The organism is Flavobacterium sinopsychrotolerans, assembly GCF_900110375.1.
GTDB lineage: Bacteria > Bacteroidota > Bacteroidia > Flavobacteriales > Flavobacteriaceae > Flavobacterium > Flavobacterium sinopsychrotolerans.
In genome coordinates this window covers 1-15,420 of the sequence record NZ_FODN01000007.1, presented here as the reverse complement: position 1 = coordinate 15,420, position 15,420 = coordinate 1, and the positions used below count along the sequence as shown (strand labels likewise).

Annotated in this window: 16 protein-coding genes; 9 read left to right on the top strand and 7 right to left on the bottom strand. The window is 35.8% G+C overall.

What is annotated here, in order from left to right; all coding sequences use genetic code 11:
* Positions 1-94: 94 nt before the first annotated feature.
* The 6 genes from hemH to BMX64_RS12140 all read left to right on the top strand — a co-directional run bounded on the left by hemH (position 95) and on the right by BMX64_RS12140 (position 5,943).
* Positions 95-1,156 (top strand): ferrochelatase, encoded by a 1,062-nt coding sequence (gene hemH / locus BMX64_RS12165; protein ID WP_091172245.1) that lies wholly within the window; start codon positions 95-97, stop codon positions 1,154-1,156.
* A complete protein-coding gene (locus BMX64_RS12160) occupies positions 1,157-2,512 on the top strand; it encodes an MATE family efflux transporter (protein ID WP_091172243.1) in 1,356 nt (451 codons plus the stop codon).
* On the top strand, positions 2,499-3,047 hold the full coding sequence (locus BMX64_RS12155; protein ID WP_091172241.1) for a CopD family protein: 549 nt from the start codon (positions 2,499-2,501) through the stop codon (positions 3,045-3,047). Before BMX64_RS12160 ends, BMX64_RS12155 begins: the two co-directional genes overlap by 14 nt.
* 76 nt (positions 3,048-3,123) lie before the next feature.
* On the top strand, positions 3,124-4,596 hold the full coding sequence (locus tag BMX64_RS12150) for a sensor histidine kinase (RefSeq protein ID WP_396180376.1): 1,473 nt from the start codon (positions 3,124-3,126) through the stop codon (positions 4,594-4,596).
* A gap of 10 nt (positions 4,597-4,606) precedes the next feature.
* On the top strand, positions 4,607-5,389 hold the full coding sequence (locus BMX64_RS12145; RefSeq protein WP_091172237.1) for an enoyl-CoA hydratase/isomerase family protein: 783 nt from the start codon (positions 4,607-4,609) through the stop codon (positions 5,387-5,389).
* Positions 5,390-5,538: 149 nt separating this feature from the next.
* On the top strand, positions 5,539-5,943 hold the full coding sequence (locus BMX64_RS12140; RefSeq protein ID WP_091172235.1) for a hypothetical protein: 405 nt from the start codon (positions 5,539-5,541) through the stop codon (positions 5,941-5,943).
* 84 nt (positions 5,944-6,027) lie between these two features.
* On the opposite strand, the gene BMX64_RS12135 is transcribed toward BMX64_RS12140, so the two are convergent.
* The 3 genes from BMX64_RS12135 to BMX64_RS12125 form a co-directional block, all read right to left on the bottom strand.
* Positions 6,028-6,681 carry an HD domain-containing protein gene (locus BMX64_RS12135; RefSeq protein ID WP_091172233.1) on the bottom strand — a complete coding sequence of 218 codons (654 nt, stop codon included), beginning with the start codon at positions 6,679-6,681 and terminating at the stop codon, positions 6,028-6,030.
* Between the two features lie 90 nt (positions 6,682-6,771).
* The gene (locus BMX64_RS12130; RefSeq protein ID WP_091172231.1) at positions 6,772-7,761 is read right to left on the bottom strand and encodes an acyl-ACP desaturase; all 990 of its coding nucleotides are present in this window, start codon (positions 7,759-7,761) and stop codon (positions 6,772-6,774) included.
* Between the two features lie 10 nt (positions 7,762-7,771).
* Positions 7,772-8,506: a lysophospholipid acyltransferase family protein gene (locus tag BMX64_RS12125; protein ID WP_091172229.1), complete on the bottom strand. Its 735-nt coding sequence runs from the start codon at positions 8,504-8,506 to the stop codon at positions 7,772-7,774.
* A gap of 125 nt (positions 8,507-8,631) precedes the next feature.
* Between BMX64_RS12125 and rnpA the strand changes: the two genes are divergently transcribed.
* From rnpA to BMX64_RS12110, 3 genes are read left to right on the top strand one after another with little or no spacing between them, the layout of a single operon-like run.
* Positions 8,632-9,012 carry a ribonuclease P protein component gene (rnpA, locus tag BMX64_RS12120; protein ID WP_091172227.1) on the top strand — a complete coding sequence of 127 codons (381 nt, stop codon included), beginning with the start codon at positions 8,632-8,634 and terminating at the stop codon, positions 9,010-9,012.
* Between the two features lie 43 nt (positions 9,013-9,055).
* A complete protein-coding gene (locus BMX64_RS12115; RefSeq protein ID WP_091172821.1) occupies positions 9,056-9,907 on the top strand; it encodes a DUF4349 domain-containing protein in 852 nt (283 codons plus the stop codon).
* A 4-nt stretch (positions 9,908-9,911) separates the two neighbouring features.
* A complete protein-coding gene (locus tag BMX64_RS12110; RefSeq protein WP_091172816.1) occupies positions 9,912-11,546 on the top strand; it encodes a S41 family peptidase in 1,635 nt (544 codons plus the stop codon).
* A 1-nt stretch (position 11,547) separates the two neighbouring features.
* Here the strand turns inward: BMX64_RS12110 and BMX64_RS12105 are convergent, their stop codons facing one another.
* From BMX64_RS12105 to BMX64_RS12085, 4 genes are all read right to left on the bottom strand, one after another.
* Complete coding sequence (locus tag BMX64_RS12105) at positions 11,548-11,994, bottom strand: GNAT family N-acetyltransferase (RefSeq protein WP_091172225.1); 447 nt, start codon at positions 11,992-11,994, stop codon at positions 11,548-11,550.
* A gap of 44 nt (positions 11,995-12,038) precedes the next feature.
* Positions 12,039-13,016: a DUF4837 family protein gene (locus BMX64_RS12100; RefSeq protein ID WP_091172223.1), complete on the bottom strand. Its 978-nt coding sequence runs from the start codon at positions 13,014-13,016 to the stop codon at positions 12,039-12,041.
* Positions 13,017-13,363: 347 nt separating this feature from the next.
* A complete protein-coding gene (locus BMX64_RS12090) occupies positions 13,364-14,551 on the bottom strand; it encodes a phosphoglycerate kinase (RefSeq protein ID WP_091172221.1) in 1,188 nt (395 codons plus the stop codon).
* 341 nt (positions 14,552-14,892) lie between these two features.
* On the bottom strand, positions 14,893-15,420 hold a 528-nt coding region (locus BMX64_RS12085; protein ID WP_143056079.1), incomplete at its 5' end, for a PorP/SprF family type IX secretion system membrane protein.

Below are 15,420 nucleotides of genomic sequence, written 5' to 3'. Positions count from 1 at the left end.
TGATTTCTTATATTAAACAATAAATAAAAAATAGTTAATCGCAATTTATAAAAAAGTAAGTTTATTTACTTTTGTGCCAACAAAAAAAGACAACATGAAAGGTGTATTATTAGTTAATTTAGGTTCTCCGGAAAGTCCAACTGCTAAAGATGTAAAACCATATTTAGATGAATTCTTAATGGACAAATACGTAATTGACGTTCCGTTTTTGTTGCGAGCATTATTAGTTCGTGGAATAATTTTACAAACAAGACCTAAAAAATCAGCAGCCGCTTACGCAAAAATATGGTGGGACGAAGGTTCTCCGCTTGTCGTTATTTCCAAAAGAATGCACGCCAAAGTAAAGCAATTAGTTGATATTCCCGTTTCCTTAGCCATGCGTTACGGAAACCCATCTTTATTGTCTGGTTTACAAGAACTGCATGACAAAGGCGTGAATGAAGTACTGCTTTTCCCTTTGTATCCACAACATGCAATGGCATCTACGACTACAATATTAGAACTGGCCGAAGAATTGCGTAAAAAGCACTTTCCGGAAATGAAATTTACGATTGTTCCTGCATTTTATAACAAACCTGATTACTTACAAAATCTGGCCGATTCTATCAAAGGACATTTAGAAGGTTTTGATTATGATCATTTATTATTCTCGTACCACGGAATTCCGGAGCGTCACATTCGCAAGACAGATATCACCAAATCCCATTGTAAAATAGACGGTTCTTGTTGCAACACGCCTTCGCCGGCACATGAATTTTGCTACCGTCACCAATGTTACGAAACCACCAAACAAGTGGTGAAATTATTGGGAATCCCAGAAGGAAAATACAGCCAGACCTTTCAATCGCGCTTAGCGGGGGACAAATGGTTGACACCTTACACGGATGTTGAAGTAAACAAAATGCCTGAAAAAGGAATTAAAAATCTTGCTGTTGTAACGCCTGCTTTTGTATCGGATTGTTTGGAAACTTTGGAAGAAATTGCCATGGAAGCCAATCATGAATTTAAAGTTCACGGAGGAGAAAACTTCAAAGCAATTCCGTGTTTGAATGACAGTGACGATTGGTGTAAAACCGTGAGTAACTGGATTACAAATTGGTCAAATACCTCCTCATCCATCAAAAAAGAAGTTAATTCCGAAAAAACAATTGCCTAAATGGCTGTTTCCGCCGATGAGTTAGGAACTCAGGACATCAAAAAACTCTTGATAAAACAAGCAGTCCCGTCGTCTATTGGGATTTTATTCATGTCGGTTAATATTTTAATTGACACCATTTTTGTCGGACAATGGATTGGTTCTTTGGCCATTGCGGCGGTAACGGTAGTTTTGCCCATCACCTTTTTGATTTCTTCTTTGGGAATGGCAATTGGTGTGGGCGGAGGCTCAGTACTTTCCCGAGCATTGGGAGCCAATCACAAGGAAAAAGCATTGCATACCTTTGGCAATCAAATCATGATGACTTTTTTATTAGCATCCGTTTTTGTGGTTTTTGGTCTTTTTTTTAGTGATGAAATGCTAATGCTTTTTGGTGCTAAAGGAGCTATTGTGGAACCCGCGAAAGAGTTTTTTATTCCCATAATTATTAGTGTTCCATTTTTAGCGCTTTGCATGATGGGTAACAACGTGATTCGTGCCGAAGGCAAGGCTAAGTTTGCCATGGTCGCCATGATTATCCCTGCATTTATAAACATTTTACTAGACATTATTTTTATAAAATACCTCAATTTAGGAATGTTTGGCGCTGCTTTGGCTACAGCCATATCCTATTTCACGTGCTTTTTATTCGTGTTTTGGTTTTTTTATTTCAAAAGTGAACTACAACTAAAAGCCAGGCATTTCAAATTCAACATTCCTATTGTAAAGGAAATAACCGAATTGAGTTTTGTGACTTTTTCAAGACAAGGAGTCGTGAGTATTTTAGCGATAATCCTAAATCATACTTTGTACACCTATGGCGGCGAACATTCCGTTGCTATATATGGAATTATCAGCCGAATGTTGATGTTTGCTTTGTTTCCCATTCTGGGAATTACACAAGGATTTCTGCCAATTGCCGGATTCAATTACGGTGCGGGAAATTATGAAAGAGTGAAAGAAAGTGTACAACTGTCGATAAAATATGCCGCCATTCTAGCCTCGCTGATTTTTGTGGTAATTCTAATTTTTGCCAAACCTATCGTCGCCGTTTTCACTACAGACCTTAAAGTAATTACAGAAACCCCCGAAGCGTTGCGTTGGGTTTTTGCGGCTTCGCCAATCATAGCGGTACAGTTAATTGGTGCAGCTTATTTTCAAGCGGCGGGAAAGGCAAAAAAAGCTTTGCTTTTGACGCTAAGCAAACAAGGATTTTTCCTGATTCCGTTAGTGCTGATACTACCAAATTTTTTAGGTATTTTTGGCGTGTGGATTGCATTCCCAATCGCGGATATTTTATCAACGATATTGACTGGCTATTTTCTAAAAAAAGAAATGAATACAAAACTGATTCAAACTAACGATGGAATACTATAATTACCTTAAATCCCTGCACCTCATCTTTGTAATCACATGGTTTGCAGGATTATTTTACATTGTGCGCTTATTCGTTTACCAAATTGAAGTGGCTGATAAACCTTCCCCAGAGAAAGAAATTTTACAGAAACAGTACAAAATAATGACCTATCGCTTGTGGTACATTATCACTTGGCCATCAGCAGTTTTAGCCAGTATTTTTGCTTTTTGGATGTTGTTTTTTACTGATTTAGGCCAAGCGTGGTTAAAAATGCCATGGATGCACGTAAAGCTTGGCTTTGTATTTGTGTTGTATTTGTACCATGCAAAATGCCAACAAATATTCAAGCAATTGCAAAATGACGAAGTGAAATATTCCACAAATTTCATGCGTTTGTGGAACGAAGGAGCAACCATTATCCTGTTTGCTGTGGTATTTTTAGTAATTTTAAAAAATGCGGTTAACTGGATTTATGGTGTGATTGGGATTTTCATATTCTCCATTTTGATTATGCTTGGGTTTAAATTTTACAAAAGAATTAGAGAGAAAAAATAGTTTTCAGTCCCAGTTTTCGGTCGCAGTTTCCAACTGTAACTGTAAACCGGGACTGAGACTGTAAACTAAAAAAAAAATGTTTAAAAGCTTCAAAATAGCAATGCTTTCGTTACGAATCAGGATTTTCCTTTCGATGATTGTATTGATAATAATGGCTTCTGTAATATTAGCTTCCATTTCTATTTTCCAATTTAAAAATGAAGCTAAAGAATACCACCAAGAGCGTTTGGAACGAAATGAAAATGCAGTAAAACAACACATTAACTTCATTCTTTCCACCACTACCTATCCGTTGACTTCTGGTAATCTGGATTTAATTTTTAAAGATAAAATTCACGAATTAGCCCACATTCACAACATCGAAATCAACATATACAGTCTGGACGGCAAATTGCTAAAATCCTCTAAGGAATCCTTTTCTGTTGATAAAGTGGCACCGCCAATTCCCAAATATATTTTAAAACTGGTTCGTTCCTCTATCGAAAAAAGATACGTGGACATTAAAACCATTGATGGTAAAAAAAACCGTTCTGCTTTCAGCCAGATTAAAGATGATAAATTCAAACCATTGGGAATCTTAAATTTACCTTATGTAGAAGATGACGGCTATTATGAAAATGAACTCAAAAGTTTTCTAATTCGTCTGGGGCAGGTTTATGCCTTCATGCTTATTATAGCTTTCGCCTTTGCTTATTTTCTATCGTCCTACATCACTAAATCCTTGAAAACCATTTCAGATAAGCTGAGTGAAACGAGTTTGAACCAAAAAAACGAGAAAATTGTTCTGGAAGCCAATAGCAAGGAAATAAATCTTTTGATAAAAGCATACAACGGGATGGTGGATGAACTGGAAAAAAGTGCCATCAAATTAGCACAAAGCGAACGTGAGGAAGCTTGGCGCGAAATGGCGAAACAAGTGGCGCATGAAATCAAGAATCCGCTTACGCCAATGCGCTTAACGGTACAAAGTTTTCAACGAAAATTTGACCCGACAGATCCCAATGTAAAACAGAAAATGAACGATTACTCGGAAACTTTGATTCAACAAATTGATACTATGAGTGCGGTGGCTTCGGCTTTTTCAAATTTCGCATCGATGCCGGCTCAGCAAAATGAAACCTTGAATGTTGTGGCTGTTGTAGAGCTGGCCATGGATATTTTCAACGAGGATTACATTGTTTTCCAAAGTGATTCTCCAGAAATTATTTCGAAAATTGACAGAACGCAACTCATACGGATTATCACGAATCTGGCTAAAAATGCCATTCAGTCCATTCCGGAACAACAAGAACATAAATCTGTTGTGGTTCGCATCAAAAAAGAAGCAAACAATGTATTAATTACGGTTTCTGATAACGGAATTGGTATTCAGCCCAAAGATATCAACCGCATATTCGAACCAAAATTTACCACCAAAAGCAGCGGAATGGGTCTTGGTCTTGGAATTATAAAAAACATAATCGAAAATTATAAAGGAACGATTACCTTTGAAACTGAATTTGGAAAAGGAACTACTTTTATTGTATCACTTCCAATAATTAACACCTAAAAATACAATTATGAACTACGAAAATCTTTTAATTACAACCGAAAATAACATTGCTACGATTACCATCAATCGTCCTACAAAACTAAATGCGTTGAATGTTGCTACGATTTCAGATTTGAATAAAGCATTCAAAACATTAGGGAAAAATGATGAAATTCGTGCTATTATTTTAACGGGAAGCGGTGAAAAAGCGTTTGTAGCCGGAGCTGACATCTCTGAATTTGCTCATTTTTCGATTGAAGAAGGAACGCAATTAGCGGCAGAAGGACAAGAAAAATTATTTGATTTTATAGAGAATTTAAAAACTCCGGTAATTGCAGCCGTAAATGGTTTTGCATTGGGTGGCGGATTAGAATTAGCGATGGCGTGTCATTTCAGAGTCGCTTCGGAAAATGCAAAAATGGGATTGCCTGAAGTTTCATTGGGCGTAATTCCGGGTTATGGAGGAACACAACGTTTGCCACAATTGATAGGAAAAGGACGCGCCATGGAAATGATTATGACCGCAGGAATGGTAACCGCTCAGGATGCCTACAGAACTGGACTGGTAAATCACGTAGTCCCTGAAGCAGAACTTTTAGACTACTGCATAAGTGTGGCCAATAAAATAATCAAGAACTCTCCTTACGCTATTGGCAAAGCCATAAAAGCGGTAAATGCTAATTTCAAAGAAGGAAAAAATGGCTATGAAGCCGAAATAAAAGCCTTTGGAAAATGTTTTGGGACGGAAGATTTTAAAGAAGGAACAACGGCTTTCTTAGAGAAAAGAAAAGCAGTTTTTACTGGGAAATAATAACAAAAGAGAGCCACATTGGTTCTCTTTTTGATTTACAAGTGAATATCCTTTAAAATAATCTTTCCTCAAAAAGAGATTGTTTGATTTACAACACTTAATTTTGCAGACCCGTTTCGGAATATAACACATCATCTAAAATTAAACTTATGTCCTTCCAACCTGTATTTGCACTTTTCTGGGAAAAAGTAAAAGAAAGCATCCAAAATGGAACTTACGCCAAATTAACACTTGCCAAAACCATTGGTGATACCGAACTGAAAAATATTTATGTGCGTCCCGTTTTACTGGAGAATGACATATTTAGTCTTTCGCTTACGGCGCGTTACAAAACTGAAGAAATAGAAAGTTTTCATACACTTGATGAAGCTTTCATGATTTTAGCCCCTTTTATGAATAACCCGTTTTTAACCGCGTTACTGTTTACAACGGAGAATGATATCACCTTTAAACTTAACAAAAAAAGAGTGGGAACCATTATTGAGCAAGCCCCCACTTTTAAAAATGCTTCGGATGTGATTCTGGAAATGAAAGCAAAAGGGATTTCAATTTAAGATTTTTGATTAATCCCGATAGCTATCGGGACTGATTTTTGATTTAAAAAACCAGCAATCGGAAAACATCTGCAATCAAAAATATTACTTTTCCCCTTCCCATTCCGCATAAAACTGCGATAGAAATCCTTCCATGTAACGGTGTCTTTCTTGTGCGATTTGTTTTCCGGTCTCTGTATTCATCTTATCTTTCAAAAGCAATAACTTTTCATAAAAATGATTGAGCGTTGGAGAATCATTCTTCTTGTATTCCTCCTTGGTCATACTAGAATTTGGAGCAATTTTAGGGTCGTAGAGCGCTCTATTTTTAAATCCGCCATAATTGAATGTTCTGGCGATTCCAATGGCGCCAATCGCATCTAAACGGTCTGCATCCTGAACCACATCTAATTCTATGGAGGAGAATTTCTTTTCGAAACTACCGCCTTTGTAGGAGATGTTTTCAATGATATTCACCACATGAGCGATGATTTCTTCATCAACATTTTCTGATTCTAAAAAATCTCTAGCTATTCTTGGACCAACGGTTTCATCTCCATCGTGAAACTTACTGTCGGCAATATCATGAAGCAAAGCCCCAAGTTTGACAACAGTGACATCACAAACTTCATTTTTTGAAATCAGAACGGAATTTTTAAACACTCTTTCGATATGAAACCAGTCGTGTCCGCCTTCGGCATTTTCTAGTTTTTCTTTTACAAAAAGAATCGTTTTGCTTATTAAATCAGGGTTTATCATTGTTTATTTACTTTTAAAAAAAATGTTGAATTTCAAAGTTCTCCAACTTCAAAATCCAACATTTTTATTCTTTATTTAGAACTCAAAAATCTATCTTACTAAAGCTGGCTCTACCCATTTGAAGATATGCGACTCTTTTGGAATCACTAATCTTTCTGATATTTTTGCCATTCTTCCAGGTAATTTCATCAAGTAATCACGAGCCTTTTCTGCTTCATCTGTCAAACCGGAAATTTTGTCAATTTCCCATTTTTCAATTAATTTTTGCATAATATCTACATAATCCGCTGCGGTATAAACCCCAATTCGTTGTGCAGAATCAGAAAACTGTTCGAAAGCAGTGCTGATTTTTTCACCGGATTCTCTCAAGAAATGCGCAGGCATAACAATTTTTGCTTTCATCATGTATTGAAACGCAAGCATCATTTCACTTGGATCAACTTGAAAAATACGGTTTACAAATTCGCTGTACGCATGATGATGACGCATCTCGTCACCAGCAATCATTTTGCACATTTTAGACAATTTGTTATCACCATATTTTTTAGCCATTTGTGCTACTCTGTTGTGAGAAACGTACGTTGCTAATTCTTGAAAACTGGTATATACAAAGTTTTTGTATGGATCCCTTCCGGTTCCAATATCAAAACCGTCGTTTATCAAATGTTGCGTTGTGATTTCTACTTCACGCATGTTTACACGACCAGATAAATACAAGTATTTGTTCAGTAAATCACCGTGACGATTTTCCTCACCAGTCCATTGTCTGATCCATTTAGACCATCCATTTCTTTCTACGTTATCAATTCCTTCTACGTCCATTAACCAGGATTCGTAGGTTGGTAAAGCTTCCTCAGTAATGGTATCCCCTACTAAAGTTACCCAGAAATCATAAGGTAATTCTTTTGCAATTTCACGTAATTCTTTGACCTCATCAAAAAAAGTATCACTTTGGGAATTAGGCAAAAAATCTGTTGGTTGCCATATTTTCTCCACTGGAATTAGATACTGATCGACAAAGCTATCTACGTTTTTTTCCAAAAACTGCATTACTTCTAATCGAATGTTTTTTATTGACATTATATATAAATTAAATTTTTATTCCTTGAACTACTGCTGCTTCTGTTTTTTCCATTAATTCAGCAAAATCATATTCTTTAACCGCTAACGGTTTATGTACTACAAAGGTAAGGCGATTTCCTAAACCTAGCGGGAAAAATCCGTATTTAACTATTTTCCAAGAATTATTTATACTCACTGGAACCACATAAGCCGAAGGCGCATGTTTACATAAAATTTTCAAACCGCTTTGCGCAAACTCTTTTGGCTTCCCAGTCTTGCTTCGTGTTCCTTCCGGAAAAATAACTGCCGAACGGTTGTGTTTTTCAATATATTCTGCCAATCCTTTGATGGCCGGAATAGCTTGTTTGGGATCTTTTCGATCAATAAGAACTGAACCTCCGTGACGTAAATTAAATGACACACTTGGAATACCGCTTCCTAATTCTTTCTTACTGACAAATTTACAATGAAAACGGCGGAAAAACCAAATCATCGCAATAATATCGTACATACTTTGATGATTGGACACAAAAATTAAAGGAACATTTTCAGGAATGCTTTCTATGTTTTCAAATTTGTAGGTTGTCCCCAAAAGGTTCGTGCATCTCAACAAGAAAAAATTCAAGTAATCGACACTTATTTTATGGGCTTGATAGCCAAAAACATGGAAACAAACCCACTGAATTGGATGAAAAATAACCAAAGTAAGACCGAAACACAAATAATAAATTACGGAAATGGGATACGAAATCAGTTTTTGCATGCTTTAAAAATTTGCCGTAAAAGTAAGAAATATATTTTTAGTGGTATTTAAAACCGAAACAATATACAGGCTCAACGTTTAATCGTAACTTTGCACGTCAAAATCCATGACTTTTTTATATTAAAATGAACTTCACTTACCCAAAAAACGAAAAGCTAAAAAGCAAAATAACCATTGGATTATTATTTACCGAAGGAAAATCAGTATCTAAATATCCGTTGCGATTGGTGTATAAAGCCGGTTCTTTTGACGAAAGTGAAAAAATAAAAATGGGCGTATCGGTTTCCAAAAAGAATTTTAAGAAAGCCGTAGACCGCAATTATTTCAAACGGGTGCTGCGTGAAACCTATCGTCTGAACAAACACCTTTTGATTGACAATCTGGACCAACCGTATTCCTTTATGTTTTTTTACCAAACGAAAGATCGCTTGACATACGATGAAATTAATACGAAAACCATTCAATTGTTTGAGAAGTTTTTGCTCCAAATAAAAAAAGAAGAGTAGCAATTCTATTTTTTGTATTTTTAGCATTAAAATTTTAATGTTTATGAAGTCAATAGCCCTATTCTTTCTACTATTATTTTCTTTTTCCAGTTGTAAAAAAAGTGATTCTTCTTCGGAGAATGTTGTAAGTGACGAGACTGTGCAGGCTATCGCAGTTCCTGTAAAAAATGCTTCGACTGGCAATGCACTTTATAACAGAACCGATTTAAATTCATCGACAAAGGAAACTCAGCAAAACATTGAACAAAAAATTATCAAACAAGGCGATCTTCGTTTTGAAACCAATGATTTACAGTCTACCTATACTCAAATACAAAATGCGGTAAAGAGCCATAATGCAATCATCCAAAATGATACGGAAGGTAAGAATTACGAGTCTGTTTTTAGAAAATTAATCATTCGTGTTCCAAGTAAAAATTTCGATTCGTTTTTAAAAGACATTTCAAAAGGAGTCGCTTATTTTGACAATAAAGAAATATCTTCTCAGGATGTAACCGCTGAATATATTGATATTGATGCGAGATTAAAAGCTAAAAAAGTCCTTGAAAATCGTTATCTCGAACTTTTGAAAAAAGCAAATAAGGTAACAGAAATGCTGGAAATCGAAAAACAACTTTCCGCTATTCGAGAAGAAATCGAAGCAAAAGAAGGTCAGTTGAACTACATGCAAAACCAAGTTTCGTTCAGCACCGTTACTATAGAATTCTACAAATCTATCGCCGAAGAAAGTGGTGTAACTACCTCTTACGGAATGAAAATTTGGACTGCTATCAAATCAGGATTCAATAGCCTTTCGAGTTTTTTTATAAATCTACTCAGCATTTGGCCGTTTATCATAATTCTGTTTGCTGCAGGTTACTTTATTAGAAAAAAATTTAAGTCAAAAAAAATATAAAACAATGTATTCTTTCTTCAAAAAAAAATTCATAATTCCAGTTGTCGCATCGGCATTTCTGTTTATTGGAACCAGTTTCAAAGATGATTTTTTCGAAATCGCTAAGCAAATCGAGATATTCACCACACTTTTCAAGGAATTGAACCGCAATTATGTCGATGAAACCAATCCTGGGGAACTAATGGACAAGGCCATCAAAGGAATGCTGGCTAATTTAGATCCGTACACCGTGTATTTCAACGAGCAGGATGTGGTGCGATTCAAGATAAACAATACCGGAGAATATACCGGAATAGGCGCTTTATTGACTCGAAAAGAAGACAAATTAATTGTCAAGGAACCTTATAAAGATTTCCCTGCCGATAAAGCGGGTTTAAAGGCCGGAGATGAAATTATTCAGGTTGGTGATGTACTTTTATCTGATTTTAAAGATGAAGCTTCTCAGCTTTTCAAAGGCACCAAAAACACGAAGATTGATGTCAAATACATCCGTCAGGGAAAAATGAACACTACCCAAATAATTTTGGACGAAGTCGAAATCAAATCGGTTCCCTTTTTCGCAAAAATAGATGACAAAACGGGTTATATTGTGCTGTCGCATTTTAACAAAAAAGCATCCTTGGAAACCAAAGAAGCTTTGGAACAACTCAAAAAAGAAGGTGCGGAACGCATTATATTGGATGTACGAGATAATCCGGGTGGACTCTTGAATGAAGCCGTTAATATTTGTAATTTATTTGTTCCAAAAAATAAGATTATCGTTACTACAAAATCAAAAATAGAGAAACACAACAGCACCTACAAAACGACCAAAGATCCTGTAGATACTGAAATTCCTTTGATTATTCTTGTTAACGGCCGGAGTGCATCGGCATCAGAAATTGTCGCTGGCGCACTACAGGATTTAGATCGCGCTGTGGTGGTGGGAAGCCGCAGTTTTGGAAAAGGACTGGTGCAAAGACCGGTAGATTTGACTTTTGGAACGCAGCTAAAAGTAACTATTTCCCGTTATTATACGCCATCCGGAAGATGTATACAAGCTTTGGATTACTCTCGAAAAGACAAAAATGGAATGGCGATAAAAACAGAAGAGAAAAACTTCAATGCTTTTAAAACCCGAAAAGGCAGAACCGTTTATGATGGCGGAGGAATCCAACCAGATGTGGAACTGGAAGAAACAAAATCTAGTCCAATAACGAATGCTTTGCTTCGAAACGACGGAATTTTCAACTATGCCACCGCTTATTATTATAAAAATCCTAATTTAGGAAATCAAATTCCGGTCATTTCTGATGCAGATTATTTAGATTTCAAACAATTCTTGAAAGTGCAGAAATTCTCTTTTGACACGGAAACGGAATTGGCTTTGAAAAACACTTTGGCTGTAGCCAAAAAAGAAAAACTGGACGAATCTATTCTCGCCGAATATCAACAATTGCTGGCAGCACTTCAGAAAAGCGAAAATGCTTTATTGGATAAAAACCACAAGGAAATCAAAAACCTGATGGTCGATGAAATCATCAAACGCTATCAATATCAGGAAGGATTGTATCAATATTACACCAAAAACAACTCAGAAATTAAGAGATCAGTAAGTATTTTGAACAACGTGGAGTATAAAACAATTTTGAAAATGTAAATTAATTACGTTGCATTTCAATATGCGGAATATCATCTTCCAGATACATTTCGCTCGTTTGCACGAAACCATGACTTTCATAGAATTTTTTGAGGTACAACTGTGCTCCGATAGTGATTTTGCTTTCGCCAAAATGATGTGCAATTCCTGCAATTGATTCCCGCATCAAGTCATGCCCCCATTTCCTGTCTCTATAATTGGCATCGACCGTTACTCTGCCAATAGATGCATTATCAAAACTGATTCCTGCTTTGAAAAGTCGGGCATGTGCGACTATTTTACCTTCAAATTCACCCAAAAGATGCAAAGCCACCTTATCTTTTCCATCTAAATCAAGATAAACGCAGTTTTGCTCCACTACGAAAATTTCGCTTCTTAATCGCAGTAAATCATAAAGTTCGTGAACCGAAAGTGCGTCAAACGCCTTTATTTTCCATTGTATTGCCATGCTTTGAGTATTTTTTATAGAATGCAAATAAAAGAAAATAAAAATTATCTTTTTACAACAACAACTGATTTTATAATAGCTTCCAGTTCATGCATTAAATCTCGTTTATCTTTTGATGGAGCATAACAAAATCCTTCTAAAACCAAAATTCGATTATAATCGGCATCAATAATAGCATAATTGATAAAAGGTCCGGACATGAAATCATTGTTTAGCTGCCAGGTTCCCTTAGTTTCAAAGGTTTCCTTCCCGTCCAGATTGATCTTAAAAAGATACGGCGCATACGCTTCTTCAGTAATCATATTGGTATCGGGTTCCTTTCCACTAATGTATAATTTCCCTATAGAATCCCGCATTTTTATGATATCAGTAATCAAATTGGAGCCTTTTTTGATGGTGTTTATAGGCACCTGATACAGTAAAATACTGGTATTCCCGCCTATGATTTCCTTTTTTAGCCACAAAAAATTACTTTTTTGAAGTACATAGGCATAACCGGAAGGAATCTGTAATGAAACATGGAATTTATTTTCAATTACTTTTGGATCAATTAATGACTGGCTGTTGATTTTTTGACTCTCAGCGATTTCGGAATCTTTGATTATCTGAATCATTTTCGGGGCATTTTTCTCAATACAAGCTATAATATCAGCGGCAGTTTTGCCTGAAATATGAAATACGTTTTGAGGTGATGCGTATTGGTTCTTTTTGATTTCGAACTTGTTTTCTTCTGCTTTTTTGACCACTATGATCGCTCGGGTATCGGTCATAAACCCTTCTAAAAGCTTGACTGGATATTGATTGATGTTGAATAAAGGTTCTTCCTGTGGCAACCCAATTACTGGCGATGCAAACTTGTTTCGGATGCTGTCTCCTATCTCCCCATTCCATAACTGGTCATCAATAATAACTGAAATCGTATTGATCTTGCCCGTTGTCTTACGAGGCACATGATCATTCTCCTTTTTACAGGAAAACAACAGCAGAGAAACAAACAGAACTAAAAACTGGGCTTTATTCATTACTATTCAATTATAAAATGAAACCCAAATTTATAGAAGTTTATTGTATTATCCGTTTATTTTTAACTTCATTCCAGGTTTGACATCTTCACTGCGAATACCGTTCCATTTTTTTAAGTCCGAAATGGTTACACTAGGATATTTTTTGGCAATGCTAAATAAAGAGCCACCTTTTTTTTACATCATAATCGGCCCTTATATTTTGGTTGCTGAAGTAAAGTCTGGTTTTAAATAAAAAAACCTTGATTACAAAAAATTGTTACCAAGGTTTTACACTACAATAATTTATCACTTTCTTAAAAATAAATTTTTATAAAAAGCAACCTTCAATACACCTGCGCTTGCATTTAATCTAAAATAGCTGCAATTCCAGGTAATATTCTGCCTTCAAGCATTTCTAACATAGCGCCACCGCCAGTAGAAACGTAACTCACTTTATCTTCTAATCCAAATTGTTTCACTGCAGCAACAGAATCGCCTCCGCCTACAAGTGAAAATGCACCGTTTGCAGTTGATGCAGCGATAGAATTTCCAAGGGTAATAGTTCCTTTTGCAAAATTTTCCATTTCAAAAACACCCAATGGACCATTCCAAAGTATTGTTTTGGATTCCATGATTACTTTATGGAAGTTTTCCAATGATTTTGGACCTGCATCCAATCCTTGCCAACCGTCAGGAATTTTATTAACATCAACAATTTGAGTTTCGGCATCATTTGCAAAAGCATTTGCTGCCACAACATCAACCGGAATATGAATTTGAACTCCTTTTTCTTTAGCTAAACGCATAATTTCCAATGCTAATTCTTGTTTGTCATCTTCACAAATAGAATCCCCAATTTTACCTCCTAATGCTTTCACAAAAGTAAAAGTCATTCCGCCACCTATGATCATGTGGTCTACTTTATCCAAAATATTCTCGATAACAGTAATTTTAGAAGACACTTTAGATCCTCCAAGAACTGCCGTCACCGGTTTTTCACTGTTTTTCAAAACCTTGTTTAAACTTTCAATTTCTTTAGCCAATAACAATCCAAAACATTTTTCAGCTGGGAAAAATTGTGCAATAATGGTAGTTGAAGCATGTGCTCTGTGTGCCGTTCCAAAAGCATCATTTACATAAATATCTCCAAGTGACGCCAGTTCTTTTGCAAAAGCAATATCACCTGCTTCTTCTTCGCTATGAAAACGCAAATTTTCTAACAATAAAACTTCCCCTGCTTGTAGCTTTTCAGCAGCATTTTTAGCTGTTGAACCAATACAATCTGTGGCGAACTGAACAGAAACTCCAAGAATAGCTGATGCCGTTTTCAAAATATGTTTCAAAGAGTATTTTTCTTCTACTCCTTTTGGACGGCCCAAATGTGACATCAAAATTACGCTTCCACCTTGTGCTAAAATAGCATCTATAGTTGGTTTTGCTGCTTCTATACGTGTAGCATCTGTTACATTGAAATTCTCGTCCAAGGGAACATTAAAATCTACACGAATTAATGCTTTTTTATTTTTGAAATTAAAGTCTTTTAAGGTCTTCATTAGTTTATTGTTTTTAGAAAGAATAACAAATATAGAACTTTTAAAGGAGTAACAAATTGGAAAAAAACCTATAAATTCATTTTTTACTAACGAAATCGTTGTAATCTACCAAAAAAGATGCCTAAAATTTTCTGAATGTCTCCAATACGTTTCAACAGTCAAAAACATTCCATAAACGTTTATAGATGCTTTGTAAGGGACAAAAAACGCAAAACAAAAGGATTTGAAGTTACTTTCAATTTGACTAAAATAACACCCAATATGGACTGAAAACGGTTTTAAATAACAAATCCGATACGCTGTAAAAACGTATCGGATTTGTTGTTAAAAAAAGAAGGTTCTTAGTCGTGAACCGGACTTTGGGTACAAGGGCAATTACTGATTCCCTGAAGAAAATCCAATCCTATCGTAACCACGTGAGTTCCTGAATTGTATGCCGAAAGCTCGTTAAGCGTCACCTGATACGAATACCCAAAATAGAAATTAGACTTCTTGAAACCAACCATTGGTCCTAAATTTAATGGCTTTCCTATTTGATCATTCAAAAAACGATACGATATCCCACCCCAGTAGTAATCGTCATAGCGGTTGTATTTTCGGTACTTGATGTTGATATCGGTACTTGAACGTCTGTCACTGGCAAACAATTGATAGTATACTGATGGTTCAATCTCTGCCCTGTTATTGCTGTTGTTTTTAAAAACGTATCCGGAATACACCTGATAATTTCTCAAAAGACTCGGTTCTATACCGCTAAAATTGTCAATGTCTTTATCCAGAATATTACTGGCATTGAAACTCAAATAGAAACTTTTGTTTCTATAGAGTAATCCCACATCAAAGTTATTGTTCGAAATAAACCTGTTGTT

Bases quoted from the DNA above. Each gene is read 5' to 3' on its own strand.
- hemH (WP_091172245.1), top strand. From the start codon at position 95: ATGAAAGGTGTATTATTAGTTAATTTAGGTTCTCCGGAAAGTCCAACT.
- BMX64_RS12160 (WP_091172243.1), top strand. From the start codon at position 1,157: ATGGCTGTTTCCGCCGATGAGTTAGGAACTCAGGACATCAAAAAACTC.
- BMX64_RS12155 (WP_091172241.1), top strand. From the start codon at position 2,499: ATGGAATACTATAATTACCTTAAATCCCTGCACCTCATCTTTGTAATC.
- BMX64_RS12150 (WP_396180376.1), top strand. From the start codon at position 3,124: ATGTTTAAAAGCTTCAAAATAGCAATGCTTTCGTTACGAATCAGGATT.
- BMX64_RS12145 (WP_091172237.1), top strand. From the start codon at position 4,607: ATGAACTACGAAAATCTTTTAATTACAACCGAAAATAACATTGCTACG.
- BMX64_RS12140 (WP_091172235.1), top strand. From the start codon at position 5,539: ATGTCCTTCCAACCTGTATTTGCACTTTTCTGGGAAAAAGTAAAAGAA.
- BMX64_RS12135 (WP_091172233.1), bottom strand. From the start codon at position 6,681: ATGATAAACCCTGATTTAATAAGCAAAACGATTCTTTTTGTAAAAGAA.
- BMX64_RS12130 (WP_091172231.1), bottom strand. From the start codon at position 7,761: ATGTCAATAAAAAACATTCGATTAGAAGTAATGCAGTTTTTGGAAAAA.
- BMX64_RS12125 (WP_091172229.1), bottom strand. From the start codon at position 8,506: ATGCAAAAACTGATTTCGTATCCCATTTCCGTAATTTATTATTTGTGT.
- rnpA (WP_091172227.1), top strand. From the start codon at position 8,632: ATGAACTTCACTTACCCAAAAAACGAAAAGCTAAAAAGCAAAATAACC.
- BMX64_RS12115 (WP_091172821.1), top strand. From the start codon at position 9,056: ATGAAGTCAATAGCCCTATTCTTTCTACTATTATTTTCTTTTTCCAGT.
- BMX64_RS12110 (WP_091172816.1), top strand. From the start codon at position 9,912: ATGTATTCTTTCTTCAAAAAAAAATTCATAATTCCAGTTGTCGCATCG.
- BMX64_RS12105 (WP_091172225.1), bottom strand. From the start codon at position 11,994: ATGGCAATACAATGGAAAATAAAGGCGTTTGACGCACTTTCGGTTCAC.
- BMX64_RS12100 (WP_091172223.1), bottom strand. From the start codon at position 13,016: ATGAATAAAGCCCAGTTTTTAGTTCTGTTTGTTTCTCTGCTGTTGTTT.
- BMX64_RS12090 (WP_091172221.1), bottom strand. From the start codon at position 14,551: ATGAAGACCTTAAAAGACTTTAATTTCAAAAATAAAAAAGCATTAATT.